Annotated in this window: 3 protein-coding genes; all 3 read right to left on the bottom strand. The window is 71.5% G+C overall.

Annotated elements, in window-relative coordinates; genetic code table 11:
• Window positions 1-846, bottom strand: a complete 846-nt coding sequence (locus ACIP89_RS34865) for a kinase (protein WP_401933099.1) — start codon at window positions 844-846, stop codon at window positions 1-3.
• Window positions 847-1,108: 262 nt separating this feature from the next.
• Window positions 1,109-8,194, bottom strand: coding sequence for an amino acid adenylation domain-containing protein (locus ACIP89_RS34860; protein ID WP_402118368.1), 7,086 nt, complete (start codon window positions 8,192-8,194; stop codon window positions 1,109-1,111).
• On the bottom strand, window positions 8,191-19,542 hold the full coding sequence (locus tag ACIP89_RS34855) for an amino acid adenylation domain-containing protein (protein WP_402118366.1): 11,352 nt from the start codon (window positions 19,540-19,542) through the stop codon (window positions 8,191-8,193). Before ACIP89_RS34855 ends, ACIP89_RS34860 begins: the two co-directional genes overlap by 4 nt.
• Window positions 19,543-19,593 lie beyond the last annotated feature (51 nt).

Below are 19,593 nucleotides of genomic sequence, written 5' to 3'. Positions count from 1 at the left end.
TCAGTCACCCGTTGTGTAGTTCCACTGCTCGTGAATTCCGAGCTCTTGCAGGAGGTCCTGGGCCGTGCCGGTCCGTGCCTCGACCTCGGGGTCGTCCCGGTCGAAGAGGAGCCCGGCGATGTCCCCGCTGTGTGCCGCCTGGATTCCGACGGCTCCGGTGGTCCGCGCGATGTCACGGATGCGGTCGAGCCGCGGTATCGGCAGATGGCGCTGGTTGATCTCCGTGCTGGCCGTGGCCACCGATCCCAGCAGGGCCACGTCCTTCATCTGGATGGCCTCCCGGAGCATCGACTGCAGCCGGGTGAAGAGGTCGATCTCGTCCTGCCCGTAGCGGGCCGGCGAGAGGGCCAGGGTGTCCACACCGCGCCCGCCGCCCTCGGGCCGTGAGCCGAAGCCGAGGATCCGCAGGGCCGGCATCCGGTAGCCGAAGTCCTCGATCACCGTGCCCTCGCGCTGGGCGAACAGGACGGTGGACTCCTCGAACATCAGGGAGTCGGAGGCGGTCTCCGCCCGTACCGCGATCCTGGCGACCTCCTGCGGCGGCAGGGGGCTGACGAACGCGTCCTTGACCGCCCAGATGGCGGCGAGCACATCGCTCGTGGAGGAGCCGAAGCCCCGGCACAGCGGTACGTCACCGGTGAGGTCCAGGTGGCCGCCGGCCGGCTCTGCGCCCGGCGGGGTCACCGCGCGGACCGCGAGTTCGGCCGCGCGCCGTGCCTTGCCCTTCCAGTGCGGCGTGACGGTGACCTCGTCGCCGGGGGCGGGGATGAACGTCGCGCGGGTCGCGTGAATGGTGCAGGGAAGAGTGACGAGACCTCGGGTGAGCCCTCCGTCACCGGTGAACACGCCTTGCAGGATCTCACCGTGGTGGACGGGGGCTGAGGCTACCCCGACACGCCAGCCGGAATGATCAACCATTTCCTTGACTTTCTGTTGCCGGGACCGTGGCCTGCGGATGGCTTCACGCTATGCAGGCCGGAACGTGCCGCCCGGCGGCATGAGCGGCAGCCCGCGGGCAACTTGGGGTGCCGCTCCGGCCGGCCGGAGCGCACGGGTGCCCGGGGCCGCCGTGTGGGCGGTCCCGGGCACCTGTGCGGTGTAGCGGAGATCAGTGACGCGCTCCGCGCAACTCCTCGGCCAGCACCTTTCCGATCTCGCGCAGCGGCTCCGCGGTGGTCATGTCCCAGTGCGCGCAGTCGATGTCGTACTCCTCGACGCGGCCCAGGACATGGGGTGCCCAGGCCTCCGCTCCGGTCGTCTCCGCGGGCGTGCGGGCGGCGTTGAGGAACACCGCGTCGCCGCCGAACCGGCGCTGCGGCACGTACCGGTAGCGCATCTCCAGGTTGCCGGCCGTGACGGCGACGACCGCGGCGGCCTGGGCCGGTTCCAGCGCGCCCAGGATCGCGTCCTCCGCGCGCAGTACGGCGGCCAGCTCCGCCGCGTCCGGGGCGCTGTCCGCGCACCGCACGTCGAGTTCGGCGCCGCGGCCCCCGAGCAGGGCGGTCAGCACCTCGCGGCCGGTGACGGCGGGCGGCCGGAAACCGTCGGGCAGCGGGTAGGAGTCGAGCAGCGCCAGCAGGGCCACCTGCTCGCCCTGCTCCTCCAGCCGGGCCGCGACCGCGTGCGCCACGAGCCCGCCGAACGACCAGCCGAGCAGGTGGTACGGGCCGTGGGCCTGGACCGAGCGGATCTCGGCCACATAGCCGTCGGCCATCTCCTCGATACCGGCCGGCCGGTCCGCCGGACGCGTCAGCTCCTTGGCCTGGAGGCCGATCAGCGGCCGCCGCCCGCCGATGTGCCGGAGCAGTCCGGCGTACGACCAGGCCATCCCGGAGATCGCGTGGACGCAGAACAGCGGGGCCTCGTCGGCCTCGGGGGAAGCGGCCCGGATCGGCAGCAGCGTCTCCATCGGGTCGCCGCTCGTGTCGGAGGCGATGTGTTCGGCGAGCAGCGCGGGCGTCGGGTACTGGAACAGGTCGCGGATGGTGACCCGGGTCTCCCAGACGGAGCGGATCCGGCCGATCAGCCGGGTGGCGAGCAGTGAGTGGCCGCCCAGCTGGAAGAAGTGGTCGTCGATGGTGACCGACTGCACTCCGAGGGTGGCGGCGAAGAGCCCGCACAGGACCTCCTCCGCCGGGGTACGCGGTGCCCGGCCGCCGCCGGTCGCGGACTGCGGCGGTTCGGGCAGGGCGCGGCGGTCGAGCTTGCCGTTGACCGTGAGGGGCAGCGCGTCCAGCGGCACGATGGTCGCCGGCACCATGTACTCGGGCAGCGCGGCGACCGCGTGCCTGCGCAGTTCCTGGGCGTCGGGACGGCTGCCCTCCGTGGGCACCACGTACGCCACCAGGCGTTTGTCGCCGGGCCGGTCCTCCCGGATCAGCACCGCCGCCTGCGCGAGGGAGGGGTGCCGCAGCAGTGCCGATTCGATCTCACCCGGCTCGATGCGGAAGCCCCGCAACTTGATCTGCTGGTCGGCCCGGCCGAAATACTCCAGCTCGCCGTCCTGGCTCCAGCGGGCCAGGTCGCCGGTCCGGTACATCCGGGAGCCGGGCGCACCGTGCGGGTCCGCGACGAAGCGTTCGGCGCTCAGTACGGGCTGCCCAATGTAGCCGTGGGCGAGTCCGTGCCCTGCGACGTACAGCTCACCGGGGACGCCCGGGGGCAGCAGCCGGAGGTTCTCGTCCAGGACGTAGGCGTGCTTGCCGGCGATCGGCCGCCCGATCGGGATGGCGGGCGCGGGCCGGGTGAGGGTGTGCGCGGTGGTGAAGCCCATGCTCTCGGCGGGCCCGTAGCCGTTGACCAGGTGGAGGTGCGGGTGGTCGGCCAGCGCCTTGGCGGTGTGGGCGGGCGAGGCCGCCTCGCCGGCGGTCATCGCCTCCTTGATCCGGGCGAACACCACCGGGTGCTCGTCGAGCATGTGGTTGAACAGGCTCGCCGACATCTGGAGCGTGGTGACTCCGTGCCGTTCGACGAGTTCCGCGATCTGGTGCGGGTCGGTGTGCTGGCCCGGCTGAAGGACGCAGACCCCGCCGTGCAGCAGCGGTCCGAAGACCTCCAGGGCGAAGGCGTCCCAGGAGACCGGCGAGCTCTGCAGGTAGGTCTGCTCCGGTCCGAAGTCCAGGTAGTCGGGGCCGATGAAGGTGGCGGCCAGGGCCCGGTGCGAGGCGGCCACCCCCTTCGGGAGTCCGGTCGAGCCGGAGGTGAACATCACGCAGGCGATGGATTCGGGGCGTCCGCCCGTCTCGACCGGTGTCCCGGGCAGGCCGCTGATGCCGGGGATCTCCTCGGTGAGGTCGACGACGGTGGCCGGGGTCGACAGGGCCGTCAGATGGGCCTGGGTGACCAGCGCCGCCGGACCGGTCTGGCCGAGCACGGTGTTCAGCCGGTCGGCCGGGAACTGCGGGTCGAGCAGCGTGTATCCGGCCCCGGCCTTCAGGGCGGCGAGCAGCGAGGCGATGAGCTGCGGGGAGCGTTCCAGGTGGATGGCGACGATGCTGCCCGGCGTGACGCCTCGTGAGGTCAGGTGGCGGGCCAGCCGGTTGGACCAGATGTCCAGCTCCTGGTAGGTGACCTGCTGTTCCTCGTGGACCAGCGCCACCGAGTGCGGTGTGCGGGCGGCCTGCCGCGCGAACAGCGCGTCGAGTGCCAGGGCCGGGGCGGACGACCGGGCACCGCTCCATTCCCGCAGCCGGTGGTGCTCGTCCTCCGAGACGGTCTCCAGGTCCGCGAGGGGCAGGTCGGGGGATGCCACGGCCCCGGTGAGGAGCCGGACCAGCCGGTCCGCGGTGGCTTCGATGGTGCGTGCCTCGTAGAGGTCGGTGGTGTACTCGATCAGGATGTCGAGTCCGTCGGGGCGGCCGTCGGCGGTCCGGTTCTCGGCGAAGGCGAAGGTGAGGTCGAACTTGGCCACGGAGGCCTCCGGAGTGGCGAACTCACTTTCCAGTCCGGCGAGTCGAGGCGCCTCGTCGCTGGTGTCCCCGACGGTGAGCATGATCTGGAAGAGGGGGTGCCGGGCGGTGGTGCGCTCGGGGTTGAGGGCTTCGACGAGCCGGTCGAACGGCAGGTCCTGGTGGGCCCAGGCGGCGAGGTCGGTCTCCCGGACCCGGGTCAGCAGCTCCCGGAAGGTCGGGTCGCCGCTCGTGTCGGTGCGCAGGACGAGGGTGTTGACGAAGAAGCCGACGACGTCGTCGAGCTTCTGGTCGGTGCGCCCCGCGACGGGTGAGCCGAGCGGGATGTCGTGCCCGGCGCCGGAGCGGGCGAGCAGTGTCGCGACGGCTGCCTGGGCCACCATGAAGAACGTGGTCCCGGTGTCCTGGGCCAGCGACATCAGGGCGGTGTGCAGGGCGGCGGGGCAGTGCACGGCGTGGGTGCGGCCCCGGTTGGAGGCGGACGCGGGACGGGCGTGGTCGGCGGGGAGGGTGGCCTCCTCCGGCAGGTCCGCGAGCACCTCGCGCCAGTGGTCGAGCTGCCGGTCCTCGTCGCGCTCCAGGATGCCCTGCTGCCAGAGGGTGTAGTCGGCGTACTGGACCGGCAGCGGCTCCCAGGCGGGGGCCGCGCCCTCGGTGCGGGCTTCGTAGGCGGTGGCCAGGTCACGGAAGAGCGGGCCGTTGGACCAGCCGTCGGAGGCGATGTGGTGGATCACGAGCAGCAGCACGTGGTCCGCCGCACCGATCTCCAGCAGCTTTGCCCGGCAGGGGATCTCGGCCGCCAGATCGAAGGTGCGGGCGGCCTCGGCGGCGAGCCGCTCCGGGAGTTCCTCCTCTGTGGTGCCGGCCAGCGGGAGGGCGAGGCCGGCCGGGGGCAGCACGTGCTGGTAGGGCGTGCTCTCGTGCGTGGGGAAGACGGTACGAAGGCCTTCGTGGCGGGTGACCAGGTCGGTGAGGGCCAGCTGGAGCGCCCGGTGGTCGAGGGGACCCCTGAGGCGCAGGGCGAGGGGGATGTTGTAGGTGGCGGACGGGCCTTCCAGCTGGTCGAGGAACCACAGCCGCTGCTGGGCGGAGGAGAGCGGTACGCGCTCCGGCCGTTCCTGCGGCGTCAGCGCCGGCCGCTGCTCCCCGCTGCCCTCGGCCGCGATCCGCTCGGCCAGCTGCGCGACCGTCGCGTACTGGAACAGGTCCCGGATGGTGATCTCGGTGTCCCACACGGCACGGATGCGGCTGATGAGGCGGGTGGCGAGCAGGGAGTGTCCGCCGCGCCGGAAGAAGTGGTCGTCGATGGTGACCGACGGCAGTCCGAGAACGGCCGCGAACAGGCCGCACAGGACTTCCTCCGCGGGCGTCCTGGGCGGCCGGCCTCCGGCGTCGGCGGTCAGCAGCGGCGCGGGCAGGGCGCGCCGGTCCACCTTGCCGTTGGCGGTGAGCGGAATCTCGTCGAGGACCACGAAGGCCGCCGGGACCATGTACTCCGGGAGCCCGCCGGAGATCTCGCGGTGCACGGCCTCGGTGTCGATGCGGGCGCCTTCGGCGGCGACGAGGTAGGCGGCGAGGCGCTTGTCGCCGGGCCGGTCCTCCCGGACGACGACGGTCGCCTGGCCCACACTCGCCTGCGCGGTCAGCGCCGTCTCGATCTCGCCCAGTTCGATGCGGAAGCCCCGGAGCTTGACCTGCTGGTCGGCCCGGCCCAGGTATTCGAGGGAGCCTTCGGCGTTCCAGCGGACCAGGTCGCCCGTCCGGTACATCCGCGTACCGGCCGGGCCGTACGGGTCCGCGACGAAGCGTTCCGCCGTCAGCGAGGCACGGTTGAGGTAGCCCTGCGCCAGACCGGCCCCCGCGATGTACAGCTCGCCGGGAGCGCCGGGCGCGGCGAGTCGCAGGGCGGCGTCCAGGACGTAGGCCCGGTGGTTGTCGAGGGGCTCCCCGATCGGGATGGCTCCCGCGTGGTCCAGGGGGCGGTGGATGCGATGGGTGGTGGCGAAGGTGGTGGTCTCCGTCGGACCGTAACCGTTGACGACGGTGAGCTGCGGGCAGTGGTCCATGACCCGGCGCACCGCCTCCGGCGGCACCACGTCGCCGCCCGCCCATACCTCGCTGACCCCGGTGAAGGCGGCGGGCGCCTCCTCCGCCAGCACGCGGAACAGCCCTGCGGTCAGCCAGAGCGCGGTGATCCGGTGCTCGGCCAGCAGCCGCTGGTAGTCGGCCGGGGCGAGGTGGCCGCGCGGTGCCACCACGACCGTGCGGCCGTTCAGCCAGGGCACCCAGATCTCGTACGTCGAGGCGTCGAAGGCGGCCGGCGAGTGGAACAGCACGCGCCGGTGGGCGCCGTTGGCGTACATGGTCTGCGCGGCCAGGTCCGCGACGTTGCGATGGGTGACCGCGACACCCTTCGGCACCCCCGTCGAACCCGAGGTGAACATCGCGTAGACGGGCTGGTCGGGGTGGATGGAGCGGGCCGGGGCGGTGGCGGGAAGGTGGCCGAGCTCTGTGCCGGCGCCCAGGACGACGACCTGCGCGTCGGCGTCCAGGACGACCTGGTGGTCCGACAGTGCCTGATCGGTGAGCAGGACCGGCGCCCGGGTGTCGGCGAGGATCCGGACGAGTCGGCTGTCGGGGTCGCCGGTGTTCAGCGGGGCGTACACGGCTCCGGCCTTGACCACGGCGAGCAGAGCGGTGAGCAGGTCGGTGGACCGCTCCATCAGGACGGCGACCACGTCGTGCTGCCGGATCCCGAGGTCGATGAGGTGGTGGGCCAGCCGGTTGGTGGCCTCGTCGAGTTCGGCGAAGGTCAGGTCATGGTCCTCGTCCACCAGGGCTATCGCGTCCGGGGTGCGGGCGGCCTGGGCGGCGAACAGCTCCGCCAGGCTCTTCCCGGACGATCCGGTGGTGGCGCCGCTCCGCTCCTCCAGGAGCAGCCGCCGCTCGTGCTCGCCCAGCAGGTCGAGGACGGACAGCGGGGAGTCGGGCGAGGTGACGACGGCCTCCAGGAGCCGGTTCAGCCGCGCCATGAGCGCCTCGATGGTCCGGGCGTCGTAGAGGTCGGTGGCGTACTCGATGGTGATGTCGAGGCCGTCCGGCCGGCCGTCGCGGGTGCGGTGCTCGGCGAAGCCGAACGTCAGGTCGAACTTGGCGATCTGCAGCGCGCTGTACTCGGTACGGGCGTCGAGCCCCGGGAACCCGATGACGTCGGAACCGGCCTCACCCATGGTGAGCATCACCTGGAACAGCGGGTGGCGGGAGGCGGAGCGTTCCGGGTTCAGCACCTCGACCAGCCGGTCGAACGGCAGGTCCTGGTTGTCCCAGGCGGCCAGATCCGTCCTGCGGACCCTGGACAGCAGTTCACGGAAGCTCGGGTCGCCCGTGACGTCCGTCCGCAGCACCAGGGTGTTGACGAAGAAGCCGACCAGCCCGTCGAGCGCCTCGTCGATGCGCCCGGACACCGGGGAGCCGATCGGGATGTCGAGGCCGGCGCCGGAGCGCGACAGGGCGGTCGCGACGGCGGCCTGGACCGCCATGAACAGGGTGGCGCCGGACTCCCGCGCGAGGTGGGTCAGACCGGCGTGGACGTCGGCGGGCAGCCGGGCGTCGCAGGTGGCGCCCGCGTAGGAGGCCGATGCGGGGCGCGGACGGTCGGCCGGCAGCGTTCCCTCCTCGGGCAGATCCGCCAAGGCCGATCGCCAGAAGTCCAGTTGACGCGATCCGGCGCTCTCGGGGTCGTCGCCCTCGCCCAGCAGCTCCTGCTGCCAGAGGGTGTAGTCGGCGTACTGGACCGGCAGCGGCTCCCAGTCGGGTACGGCACCCCGGACCCGCGCCTCGTAGGCGGTGGCGAGGTCCTGGAGCAGAGGGGCGGTCGAGCCGCCGTCCGACACGATGTGGTGCATCACGATGAGCAGGACGTGCTCGCGCTCGCCGAGGGCGATCAGCCGCGCCCTGACCGGCAGGTCCACGGCGAGGTGGAAGACCTGCGCGGACTCCTGTGCGAGCACGTCCGGCAGCGTCGTGGCGTCGGCCGGTACGACGTCGAGCGCGAGCTCCACCTCCTCCTCGGCCAGGATGCGCTGATACGGGGTGCCGTCCTGGTCGGGGAAGAGGGTCCGCAGGCTCTCGTGCCTGCCGACCAGGTCCAGGAGCGCCGACTGGAGGGCCGGGCGGTCGAGTTCGCCGTTCAGTCGCACGGCGAGCGGGATGTTGTAGGTGGTCGACGGCCCTTCCATCTGGGCGATGAACCAGAGCCGCTGCTGGGCGAAGGACAAGGGGATCACTTGGTCGCTCCCATCCGGCGCATCGGCCGAAGTCTGGGCCGCGCGGCCGAGGCGCCGTCGAGCTTCTCGACGAGCGTGGCCACGATCGGGTTCTCGAAGAGGGTCGCCACGGAGAGCTCGACCCCGAGTACGGTACGGATCCGGCCCGCGAGCCGGGTGGCGAGGAGCGAGTGCCCGCCGAGGTGGAAGAAGTGGTCGTCGATGGTGACCGAGGTCAGTCCGAGGACCTCCGCGAAGAGGCCGCAGAGCACTTCTTCCTTGGCGGTACGCGGTGCGCGCCCGGTGGTGTCGTTGACGGTCTGCGGTTCGGGCAGTGCACGCCGGTCGACCTTGCCGTTGACGGTGAGCGGGATCTCGTCCAGGACCACGAAGGCGGACGGGACCATGTAGTCGGGCAGCAGCCCGGACAGCTGCCGCTGGACGTCTCCGGGCTCTATCCGTGCGCCGTCCACGGCGGTGAGGTAGGCGACGAGGCGCTTGTCCCCGGGCCGGTCCTCGCGGACGACGACGGTGGCCTGGGCCACGCCCGGCCGGCCGACGAGTACGGTCTCGATCTCGCCCGGTTCGATGCGGAAGCCGCGGAGCTTGACCTGCTGGTCGGCACGGCCGAGGTACTCCACAGAGCCCTCGGCATTCCAGCGGACCAGGTCGCCGGTCCGGTACATCCGGGTACCGGCGGGACCGTACGGATCGGCCACGAACCGGTCGGCGGTCAGCGACGGCCGGTCCAGATAGCCCTGCGCCAGACCCGCACCCGCGATGTACAGCTCACCGGGAGTGCCCGGGGCGACCAGCCGCAGCCCCTCGTCCAGGACGTACACCCGGTGGTTGTCGAGCGGCTCCCCGATCGGGATGGCGCCCGCGTAGTCGAGGGGGCGGTGGATGCGGTGCGTGGTGGCGAAGGTGGTGGTTTCCGTCGGACCGTACCCGTTGACGACGGTCACCTCCGGGCAGCGGTCCATGACCCGGCGCACCGCCTCCGGCGGCACCACATCACCTCCGGCCCACACCTCGCGCACCCCGGCGAACGCCTCCGGAATCTCCTCCGCCATGACGCGGAACAGCCCTGCGGTCAGCCAGAGCGCGGTGATCCGGTGCTCGGCCAGCAGCCGCTGGTAGTCGGCCGGGGCCAAGTGTCCTGCGGGGGCGATGACGAGGGTGCCGCCGTTCAGCCAGGGCACCCACATCTCGTACGTGGACGCGTCGAACGCCATCGCCGAGTGGAACAGCACCCGACGGTGCGCCCCGTTCGCGTACATCGTCTGCGCCGCCAGGTCCGCGACATTGCGGTGCGTGACCGCGACACCCTTCGGCACCCCCGTCGAACCGGACGTGAACATCGCGTACACCGGCTGATCCGCATGCACCACAACCAGGGGATCGGATACATCACCCTCCCCGTCCGACACCGGGCTCAGTACCCGCACACCGGCCGGCACCGCCAGCACACCCGCGTCCCGGTCCGTCACCACATACGACACACCCGACTGACCAACAATCAACTCCACCCGCTCGGCCGGATAACGGGTATCCAGCGGCACATACACCGCACCCGCCTTCACCACCGCCAACGTCATCACCACGGCACTCACCGAGCGCTCCAGGAACAACGCCACCCGGCCCCCGGGCCGCACTCCCTCACCGATCAGCCAACGCGCCGCCGCATTCGCCAGCCCATCCAGCTCACGGTAGGAAAGCTCACGCCCCTCACCCACCACCGCCACCGCGTCCGGAGTCCGCGCCACCTGCGCCGCGAACAACACACCCAGCCCCGCACCCGGCGAACCCGTCACCTCACCCGACCACTCCCCCAACAACACCTCACGCTCACCATCGGACAACAACTCCAACTCACCCACCGGCACATCCGGAGCCGACGCCGCCCCCTCCAGCAACCGCACCAGACGCTCACCCGCCAACTCCACAGACCGCGCGTCATACAGATCAGTCGCATACTCGATCGTGATGTCCAGCCCACCCGGCCGACCCTCACCCATCCGATGCTCCGCGAAGCCGAAGGTGAGGTCGAACTTGGCGATCTCCACCTTCGAGAACTCGTACTCCGCCTCCAGTCCGGCGAGTTCGGGGGCCTCTGCCGACATGTCACCGACGGTGAGCATGACCTGGAAGAGGGGGTGACGGGCGGTGGTGCGCTCGGGGTTGAGGGCTTCGACGAGCCGGTCGAACGGCAGGTCCTGGTGGCTCCAGGCGGCGAGGTCGGCCTCCCGGACCCGGGTCAGCAGCTCCCGGAAACTCGGGTCACCGCTGGTATCGGTCCGCAGGACCAGGGTGTTCACGAAGAACCCGACGAGATCATCGAGGGCCTGGTCGGTGCGGCCCGCGACCGGTGAGCCGAGCGGGATGTCGTGCCCGGCACCGGACCGCGACAGCAAGGTCGACACCGCCGCCTGCGCCACCATGAACAGGGTGCTGCCGGTGTCCTGGGCCAGCGTGGTGAGCGCATCGTGCAGCCCGGCCGTGCAGTGCACGGTGTGGGTGGTGCCCCGGTTGGACGCGGTGGCCGGCCTGGGCCGGTCGGACGGAAGGGTGGCCTCCTCGGGCAGGTCGGCCAACGCCGAGCGCCAGTATTCGAGTTGGCGTTGCTCGTCGCTTCCCAGAAGTCGTTGCTGCCAGAGCGAGTAGTCGGCGTACTGGACCGGGAGCGGCTCCCACGCGGGGGCGGTGCCCTCGGTGCGGGCCTCGTAGGCGGTGGCCAGGTCACGGAAGAGCGGTCCGTTGGACCAGCCGTCGGAGGCGATGTGGTGGATGACCACCAGCAGGATGTGCTCCTGCTCGCCCAGCGAGACCAGGTGCGAGCGGATCGGTGGCTGGACGGCCAGGTCGAAGGTGGCCGCCGAGAGGACCGCCAGCCGTGCCGTGAGCTCCTCCTCAGTGGTGTTGATCAGGGGCAGCTCCATGTCGGCCGGAGGCAGGACGTGCTGGTGGGGGGTGCCCTCATGGGTGGGGAAGACGGTGCGCAGGCCTTCGTGGCGGGTGGTGAGGTCGGTCAGGGCCAGCCGGAGTGAGCGGTGGTCGAGGGGGCCCTTGAGGCGCAGGGCGAGGGGGATGTTGTAGGTGGCGGACGGGCCTTCCATCTGGTCGAGGAACCACAGCCGCTGCTGGGCGGAGGAGAGCGGAACGCGCTCCGGGCGCTCCTCGGGCATCAGGGCCGGCCGGGGCAGTTCGCCACTGCTCTCGGTGACGCACTCCGAGAGGGCGAGCACGGTCGGGTTGCGGAACAGGTCCTTCACGCCGAGCTGGACGCCGAAGGCCCGCCGGATACGGCTGATCAGCCGGGTGCCGAGCACCGAGTGGCCGCCCCGGTGGAAGAAGTGGTCGTCGATGGTGACCGACGGCAGTCCGAGAACGGCCGCGAAGAGGCCGCAGAGCACTTCTTCCTGCGGTGTGCGCGGTGCCCGCCCGTTTGCCGCGTGGGCGACCTGGGGTGCGGGCAGGGCGCGCCGGTCGACCTTTCCGTTGGTCGTGAGCGGAATCTCGTCGAGGACCACGAAGGCGGCCGGGACCATGTATTCGGGCAGGGCGGCCGTGACGTGGGCCCGTAGCTCGGCCACGTCGATGCGGGCGCCTTCGGTGGCGACGAGGTAGGCGGCGAGGCGCTTGTCGCCGGGCCGGTCCTCCCGGACGACGACGGTCGCCTGACCCACACTCGCGTGTGCGGCCAGCGCCGTCTCGATCTCGCCGAGTTCGATGCGGAAGCCCCGGAGCTTGACCTGCTGGTCGGCCCGGCCGAGGTATTCGAGGGAGCCTTCGGCGTTCCAGCGGACCAGGTCGCCCGTCCGGTACATCCGGGTACCCGGCGCGCCGAACGGGTCCGCGACGAAGCGTTCCGCCGTCATGCCCGGCCGGCCGAGGTAGCCGCGGGCCAGACCGGCGCCGGCGATGTACAGCTCGCCGGGGGTGCCCGGAGGGACCAGCCCCAGCCCCTCGTCCACCACATAGGCCCGGTGGTTGTCGAGCGGCTCCCCGATCGGGATGGCCCCCGCGTAGTCCAGCGGGCGGTGGATGTGGTGCGTGGTGGCGAAGGTGGTGGTCTCCGTCGGACCGTAACCGTTCACGACCGTCACCTCCGGGCAGCGGTCCATCACCCGGCGCACCGCCTCCGGCGGCACCACATCACCTCCGGCCCACACCTCACGCACCCCGGCGAACGCCTCCGGAACCTCCTCCGCCATCACCCGGAACAGCCCGGCCGTCAGCCACAGCGAGGTGATGCCGCGCTCGGTCAGCAGTCCGCCCAGGGTTCCGGGATCGAGGTAGCCGGGGGGTGCCACGACGACCGCGCCGCCGTTCAGCCACGGCACCCAGATCTCGTGTGTGGAGGCGTCGAAGGTGTGCGGCGAGTGGAAGAGCACCCGGGTGTGGCCGCCGTTGGCGTACATGGTCTGCGCGGCCAGGTCGGCGACGTTGCGATGGGTGACCGCGACGCCCTTCGGCACCCCCGTCGAACCGGACGTGAACATCACGTACAGCCACTGGTCGGGGTGGGCGGGCAGGGCCGGTGGCGTCGACGGAAGGTGGGCGAAGCCCGAGGTCCCGTCGAGCACGACGGTCTCCGCGGTGGTCCTGGCCACCACCGGGTGCTCTGCCAGCACCTTGTCCGTGAGCAGGACGGGCGCCCCGGTCTCCGCGAGGATCCTCAGCAGGCGGCTGTCCGGGTCCGCGGTGTTGAGCGGGGCGTAGACGCCGCCGGCCTTGACCACCGCGAGGAGGCCGGTGAGCAGGTCCGCCGACCGTTCCATCAGGACGGCGACGACGCTCTCCGGTCGGACGCCGAGGCCCATGAGGTGACGGGCGAGCCGGTTGGCGTCCGCGTCCAGCTCCGCGTAGGTCAGCTCCCGGACACCGTCGACCACGGCGATCGCGTCCGGGGTGCGGGCGGTCTGCGCGGCGAACTGCTCCGCGAGCCCGGCATCGCAGGAGGCGGTGATCGTGCCGTTCCATCCCTCCAGCAGCTGGTGCCGCTCGTCGGGGCCGATGAAGTCGAGTTCGCGGACCGGGGTTTCGGGGCGCTCGACGGCGTCTCCCAGCAGCCGGACCAGTCGGTCGGTGACCGCCTCGACGGTGCCGGCGTCGTACAGGTCGGTGGCGTACTCGACCCTGATGTCCAGCCCGTCCGGGCTGCCGTCCGCCGTACGGTGCTCATGGAAGGAGAAGGTCAGGTCGAACTTGGAGATGTCCAGCGAGGTGAAGCCCGACTCGGCGGAGATTCCCGGCAGTTCGAGGGTGGGGGTGACGGCATCCTGAAGGGTGAGGACCACCTGGAACAGCGGGTGCCGGGCGGTGGAGCGCTCGGGGTTGAGTGCCTCCACCAGCCGGTCGAACGGCAGGTCCTGGTGGGCCCAGGCCGCCAGGTCGGCGTCCCGTACCCGGGTCAGCAGTTCACGGAAGCCGGGGGCGCCCGTGAGATCCGTACGCAGGACCAGGGTGTTGACGAAGAAGCCGACCAGTTCGTCGAGGGACTGCTCGGAGCGGCCCGCGATCGGGGCGCCGATCGGGATGTCCTCGCCGGCGCCGGAGCGGGAGAGTGCGGTCGCGACAGCGGCCTGGGCCACCATGAACAGCGTGCTGCCGGTCTCCCGGGCCAGCCGGGTCAGCGCGTCGTGCAACGCCGCCGGAACGTGCACGCTGTGGGTGGTGCCCCGGTAGGTGGCCACCGCCGGGCGGGGGCGGTCGGCCGGCAGCGTGGCCTCGTCGGGCAGCCCGTCCAGGGTCTCGCGCCAGAACTCCGCCTGCCGTTCCCCGTCCGCCGCGAGGAGCTCCCGCTGCCAGAGGGTGTAGTCGGCGTACTGGACGGGAAGCGGCTCCCAGTCGGGGGCGCCTCCCCTGGTGCGTGCCGTGTAGGCGGCCGTGAGGTCCCGCAGCAGCGGGGCGGTGGACCAGCCGTCGGAGGCGATGTGGTGCATGACCACCAGCAGGACGTGCTCCTCGCTCCCGAGCGCGAACAGGACCGCGCGGAAGGGAAGTTCGGATTCGAGAGCGAAGCTGCGGGCGGCGTGGCCGCTGAGCCCCGCCTCCAGGGTCTCCTCGGTCACCGCGACGACGGGCAGTGCCACCTCGACCTCGGCCGCCGGGAGCTGCCACTGGTAGGCGGCGTCGTCCGCCATGCCGAAGAGGGTGCGCAGCGACTCGTGCCTGACCACCAGGTCGGTGAGCGAGAGCTGGAGGGCCTGCGTGTCGAGTGCGCCCTTGAGGCGCAGTGACAGCGGAATGTTGTACGTCGCGGACGGGCCCTCCAGGTGGTGCAGGAACCAGAGGCGCTGCTGGGCCGAGGAGAGCGGTACCCGCTCGGGCCGGACGGCCTCCCGCAGGGCGGGGCGCTGTACGGCCTGCTGCTCGCCGCCCGCTTCGACGTACTCGGCCAGAGCGGCGACCGTCGGGCCCTGGAAGAGGTCCCTGACGGTGATCTGGACGCCGAAGGTCTGCCGGATGCGGCTGATGAGGCGGGTGGCGAGCAGGGAGTGCCCGCCGAGGTGGAAGAAGTGGTCGTCGATGGTGACCGAGGTCAGTCCGAGGACCTCCGCGAAGAGGCCGCACAGCACTTCCTCGCCCGGCCCACGGGGCGCGCGCCCGGTGGTGTCGTTGGCCAGCTGCGGTGCGGGCAGGGCGCGTCGGTCGACCTTGCCGTTGACGGTGAGCGGGATCTCGTCCAGGACCACGAAGGCGGACGGGACCATGTACTCGGGAAGGATGCCGGCAAGCGCGCGGCGCACGGCCTCTGTGTCGATCCGTGCGGCGCCGGCGGCGACGAGATAGGCGATCAGGCGCTTGTCGCCCGGCCGGTCCTCGCGGACGACGACGGCCGCCTGGCCCACACCCTCCTGGGCGCTCAACGCCGTCTCGATCTCGCCCGGTTCGATGCGGAAGCCGCGGAGCTTGACCTGCTGGTCGGCACGGCCGAGGTACTCCACAGAGCCCTCGGCATTCCAGCGGACCAGGTCACCCGTCCGGTACATCCGGGTACCGGCAGGACCGTACGGATCAGCGACGAACCGGTCAGCGGTCAACGACGGCCGGTCCAGATACCCTTGCGCCAGACCCGCACCCGCGATGTACAGCTCACCAGGAGTACCCGGCGCGACCAGCCGCAGCCCCTCGTCCAGGACATACACCCGGTGGTTGTCCAACGGCTCCCCGATCGGGATGGCACCCGCGTAGTCCAGCGGGCGGTGAATACGGTGGGTGGTGGCGAACGTCGTCGTCTCCGTCGGACCGTAACCGTTGACGACAGTGAGTTCCGGGCAGTGTTCCATCACGCGGCGCACGGCCTCCGGCGGCACCACATCACCTCCGGCCCACACCTCGCGCACCCCGGCGAACGCCTCCGGCACCTCCTCCGCCATCACCCGGAACAGACCCGCCGTCAGCCACAACGCGGTGATCCCGTGCTCCGAGATCAGTCGCTCATACGCTGCCGCGTCGAGGTGTCCCGCGGGGGCGATGACGAGGGTGCCGCCGTTCAGCCAGGGCACCCACATCTCGTACGTGGACGCGTCGAACGCCATCGCCGAGTGGAACAGCACCCGACGGTGCGCCCCGTTCGCGTACATCGTCTGCGCCGCGAGGTCCGCAACGTTGCGGTGCGTGACCGCGACACCCTTCGGCACCCCCGTCGAACCCGACGTGAACATCGCGTACACCGGCTGATCCGCATGCACCACAACCGCCGGATCCGAAGAATCACCCACACCGTCCAGCACCGGACTCAGCACCCGCACACCGGCCGGCACCGCCAACACACCCGCGTCCCGGTCCGTCACCACATGCGACACACCCGACTGACCAACAATCAACTCCACCCGCTCGGCCGGATAACGGGTATCCAGCGGGACGTACACCGCACCCGCCTTCACCACCGCCAACGTCATCACCACAGCACTCACCGAGCGCTCCAGGAACAACGCCACCCGGCCCCCGGGCCGCACCCCCTCACCGATCAGCCAACGCGCCGCCGCATTCGCCAGCCCATCCAGCTCACGGTAGGAAAGCTCACGCCCCTCACCCACCACCGCCACCGCGTCCGGAGTCCGCGCCACCTGCGCCGCGAACAACACACCCAGCCCCGCACCCGGCGAACCCGTCACCTCACCCGACCACTCCCCCAACAACACCTCACGCTCACCATCGGACAACAACTCCAACTCACCCACCGGCACATCCGGAGCCGACGCCGCACCCTCCAGCAACCGCACCAGACGCTCACCCGCCAACTCCACAGACCGCGCGTCATACAGATCAGTCGCATACTCGATCGTGATGTCCAGCCCACCCGGCCGACCCTCACCCGTCCGATGCTCCGCGAACGAGAACGTCAGGTCGAACTTGGCGAACCGCAGCCAGGTGAACTCCGACTCGGTGTCCAGGCCCTCGGCGACGAGTGTCGGGGTGGCCGCGTCCGTGAGCGTCAGCATCACCTGGAACAGCGGGTGCCGGGCTGCCGAGCGGTCCGGGTTGAGGGCCTCCACCAGCCGGTCGAACGGCAGGTCCTGGTTGGCCCAGGCGGCGAGGTCGGTCTCCCGGACCCGGGTCAGCAGCTCCCGGAAACTCGGGTCACCGCTGGTATCGGTCCGCAGGACCAGGGTGTTCACGAAGAACCCGACGAGATCATCGAGGGCCTGGTCGGTGCGGCCGGCGATCGGTGAGCCGAGCGGGATGTCGTGCCCGGCACCGGACCGCGACAGCAAGGTCGACACCGCCGCCTGCGCCACCATGAACACCGAGGCACCCGTTTCGCTCGCCAGCTCCGCGAGCGTGGTGTGCACGGCCTCTGAGCAGTGCACGGTGTGGGTGGCACCCCGGTAGGAGGCGACGGCCGGCCGCTGTCTGACCGCGGGCAGGGTGGCCTCCTCCGGGAGGTCCGCCAAAGCCTTCTGCCAGTGCTCGAGTTGGCGGGCGGAGAGGCTGTCACGGTCCGCCGGGTCACCGAGGACGCCTCGGTGCCAGAGGGCGTAGTCCGCGTACTGGGCGGGCAGCGGGTCCCAGGCGGGGCGCTCACCGCGGGAGCGGGTCGCGTACGCGGTGCTGAGGTCGCGCATCAGCGGCTCGTAGGACCAGCCGTCGGAGACGATGTGGTGCATGACCACCAGGAGTACGTACTCCTGCTCGCCGAGGCTGAACAGGCTCGCGCGGAACGGCAGCCGGTCCGCCAGGTCGAAGACGCGCTCCGACTCGGCGGTGAGCAGCGCGGCGACGGTCTCCTCTGTGGCGGTGGTGAGCGGCAGCTCGACCCGGACGCTGTCGGCGGGCAGGATGCGCTGGTAGGTCTGCCCCTCGGCCTGGCCGAAGACGGTGCGCAGGCTCTCGTGCCGTCCCGCGACATCGGTGAACGCCGCTTCCAGGGCCGCTACGTCGAGTTCGCCACGCACCCGGACGGCGAGCGGGATGTTGTACGTGGCCGACGGGCCCTCCAGCTGGTCGAGGAACCAGAGCCGCTGCTGGGCCGCCGAGAGCGGCAGCGGCTCCGGCCGTGCCTGCGCCGTCAGGGCCGGGCGGGTGGGCTCGCCGCCGCCCGTGGCGACGTACTCGGCGAGCAGCGCCACGGTCGGGTACTCGAAGAACTGCCGCAGCGTCAGCTCGACGTCGAGGACGCCGCGCACCCGGCTCACCAGCCGGGTGGCGAGCAGTGAGTGACCGCCGACGGCGAAGAAGTCGTCGTCGATGCCGATCGACGGGAGGCCGAGGGAGTGGGCGAACAGCCCGCAGAGGACCTCCTCGACGGGGTTGCGGGGGGCCCGGCCCTTGGTTGCCGCGCCCACTCGGGGGGCGGGCAGTGCGCGCCTGTCCAGCTTGCCGTTCGGGGTCAGCGGCAGGGCTCCCAGCGGCACGACGGCCGAGGGCACCATGTACTCGACGAGCTGTCCGGCCACGTGGCGCAGGAGTTCGGCCCCGTCCAGGACCCCGGCTTCCGCCGGTACGGCGTAGGCCACCAGGCGCTTGTCGCCGGGGCGGTCCTCGCGGACGATGACGGCGGCCTGGGCGACGGAGGGGTGGCGGACGAGCACGGTCTCGATCTCGCCGAGTTCGATGCGGTTGCCGCGGAGTTTGACCTGCTGGTCCGCGCGGCCGAGGAAGACGACCTCGCCGTGCTCGTTCCAGGCGGCCAGGTCGCCGGTGCGGTACATGCGGCTGCCGGCCGGTCCGTACGGGTCGGCGGTGAACCGTTCCGCGGTCATGGCCGGGAGCCGGCCGTAGCCCTGGGCGAGGTGCGGTCCGGCGACGTAGAGTTCCCCGGTTTCGCCGGGGGCGGTGTGGCGCAGTCCGGCGTCGAGCACGTACATGGCGGTGTTCGCCATCGGGATGCCGAGGTGCAGCCGGTCGAGGGTGCGGGTCTCGGGGGTGAAGGCCTGGTAGCTGCAGAAGACCGTTGCCTCTGTGGGGCCGTAGACGTGGACGAACGTGGTGTCCGGGCAGTGGTCGAGGGCGCGTTGGAGGGCGACCCCGGACAGGACGTCGCCGCCGGTCCAGATCTCGCGCAGCTGCTGGAGCGCGTCGATCGCCTCGCCGGCCATGGCGTCGAAGAGGGCGGTCGTGAAGTAGGCGGCGGTCACGTCGTGGCGGGCGATGGCCTCGGCGAGTTCACCGATGTCGATCTTCGGGGCGGACAGTACGACGGCCAGTCCGCCGCGGAGCAGTGGGACCCAGAGTTCGTAGGTGGAGGAGTCGAAGGGCAGCGGCGAGTAGGCGAGTACGCGCTGGTGGGCCTGGGCCCCGAAGCCGGGGTCCAGGGCCAGTTCGACGACGTTGCGGTGGGTGTTGACGACGCCCTTGGGGGTGCCGCTGGAGCCGGAGGTGAACATGATGTACAGCGGCTGGTCGGGGTGGACCGTGATGCCGGGCGCCGTGGGCGCGGTGGTGGCCGTGGCGCTCCGGTCGTCGAGCCGCAGAGTGGGCAGGTCGGCGGCGAAGCCCGTCTCCCCGGCGGCGCGGTCGGTCACCAGGAGGGTGGCGCCGGTTTTTCCGAGGATCCAGCTGAGCCGCTCGGCGGGCTGGCGGGGGTCGAGGGGGACGTACACGCAGCCGCTCTTGAGCACGGCGAGGACCGTGATGACGTAGGCGAACGAGCGGTCGAAGAGGAGGCCCACGGCGTCGCCCGGCCGCAGCCCCTCGGTGACGAGCCGGTGCGCGAGTGCGTTGGCCGCGCCGTCCAGCTCCCGGTAGGTGAGCCCGCGGTCCTCGTGGACGAGGGCGACGGCCTCCGGGGTACGGGCGGCCTGCGCGGCGAAGAGCGTGTGCAGCGCACCCTCGGGGAGGTCCTCCGCCGTGTCGTTGTACGTGGCGACGTGCGCGGGGACGCCGAGGGAGAGGGCTGGGTCTGCTTGCGGCTGGGACATCTCGACACCTTCTTGGTAGCTCGGATCTCGTGGTCTCGCGGCGTGCCGGGA

This window comes from Streptomyces sp. NPDC088730 (assembly GCF_044751215.1).
Taxonomy (GTDB): domain Bacteria; phylum Actinomycetota; class Actinomycetes; order Streptomycetales; family Streptomycetaceae; genus Streptomyces.
This window is presented reverse-complemented; position numbering and strand designations above follow the sequence as displayed.

What these genes read in the sequence shown, in the direction of transcription:
- ACIP89_RS34855 (WP_402118366.1), bottom strand. Translation starts at nt 19,542, where the DNA reads ATGTCCCAGCCGCAAGCAGACCCAGCCCTCTCCCTCGGCGTCCCCGCG.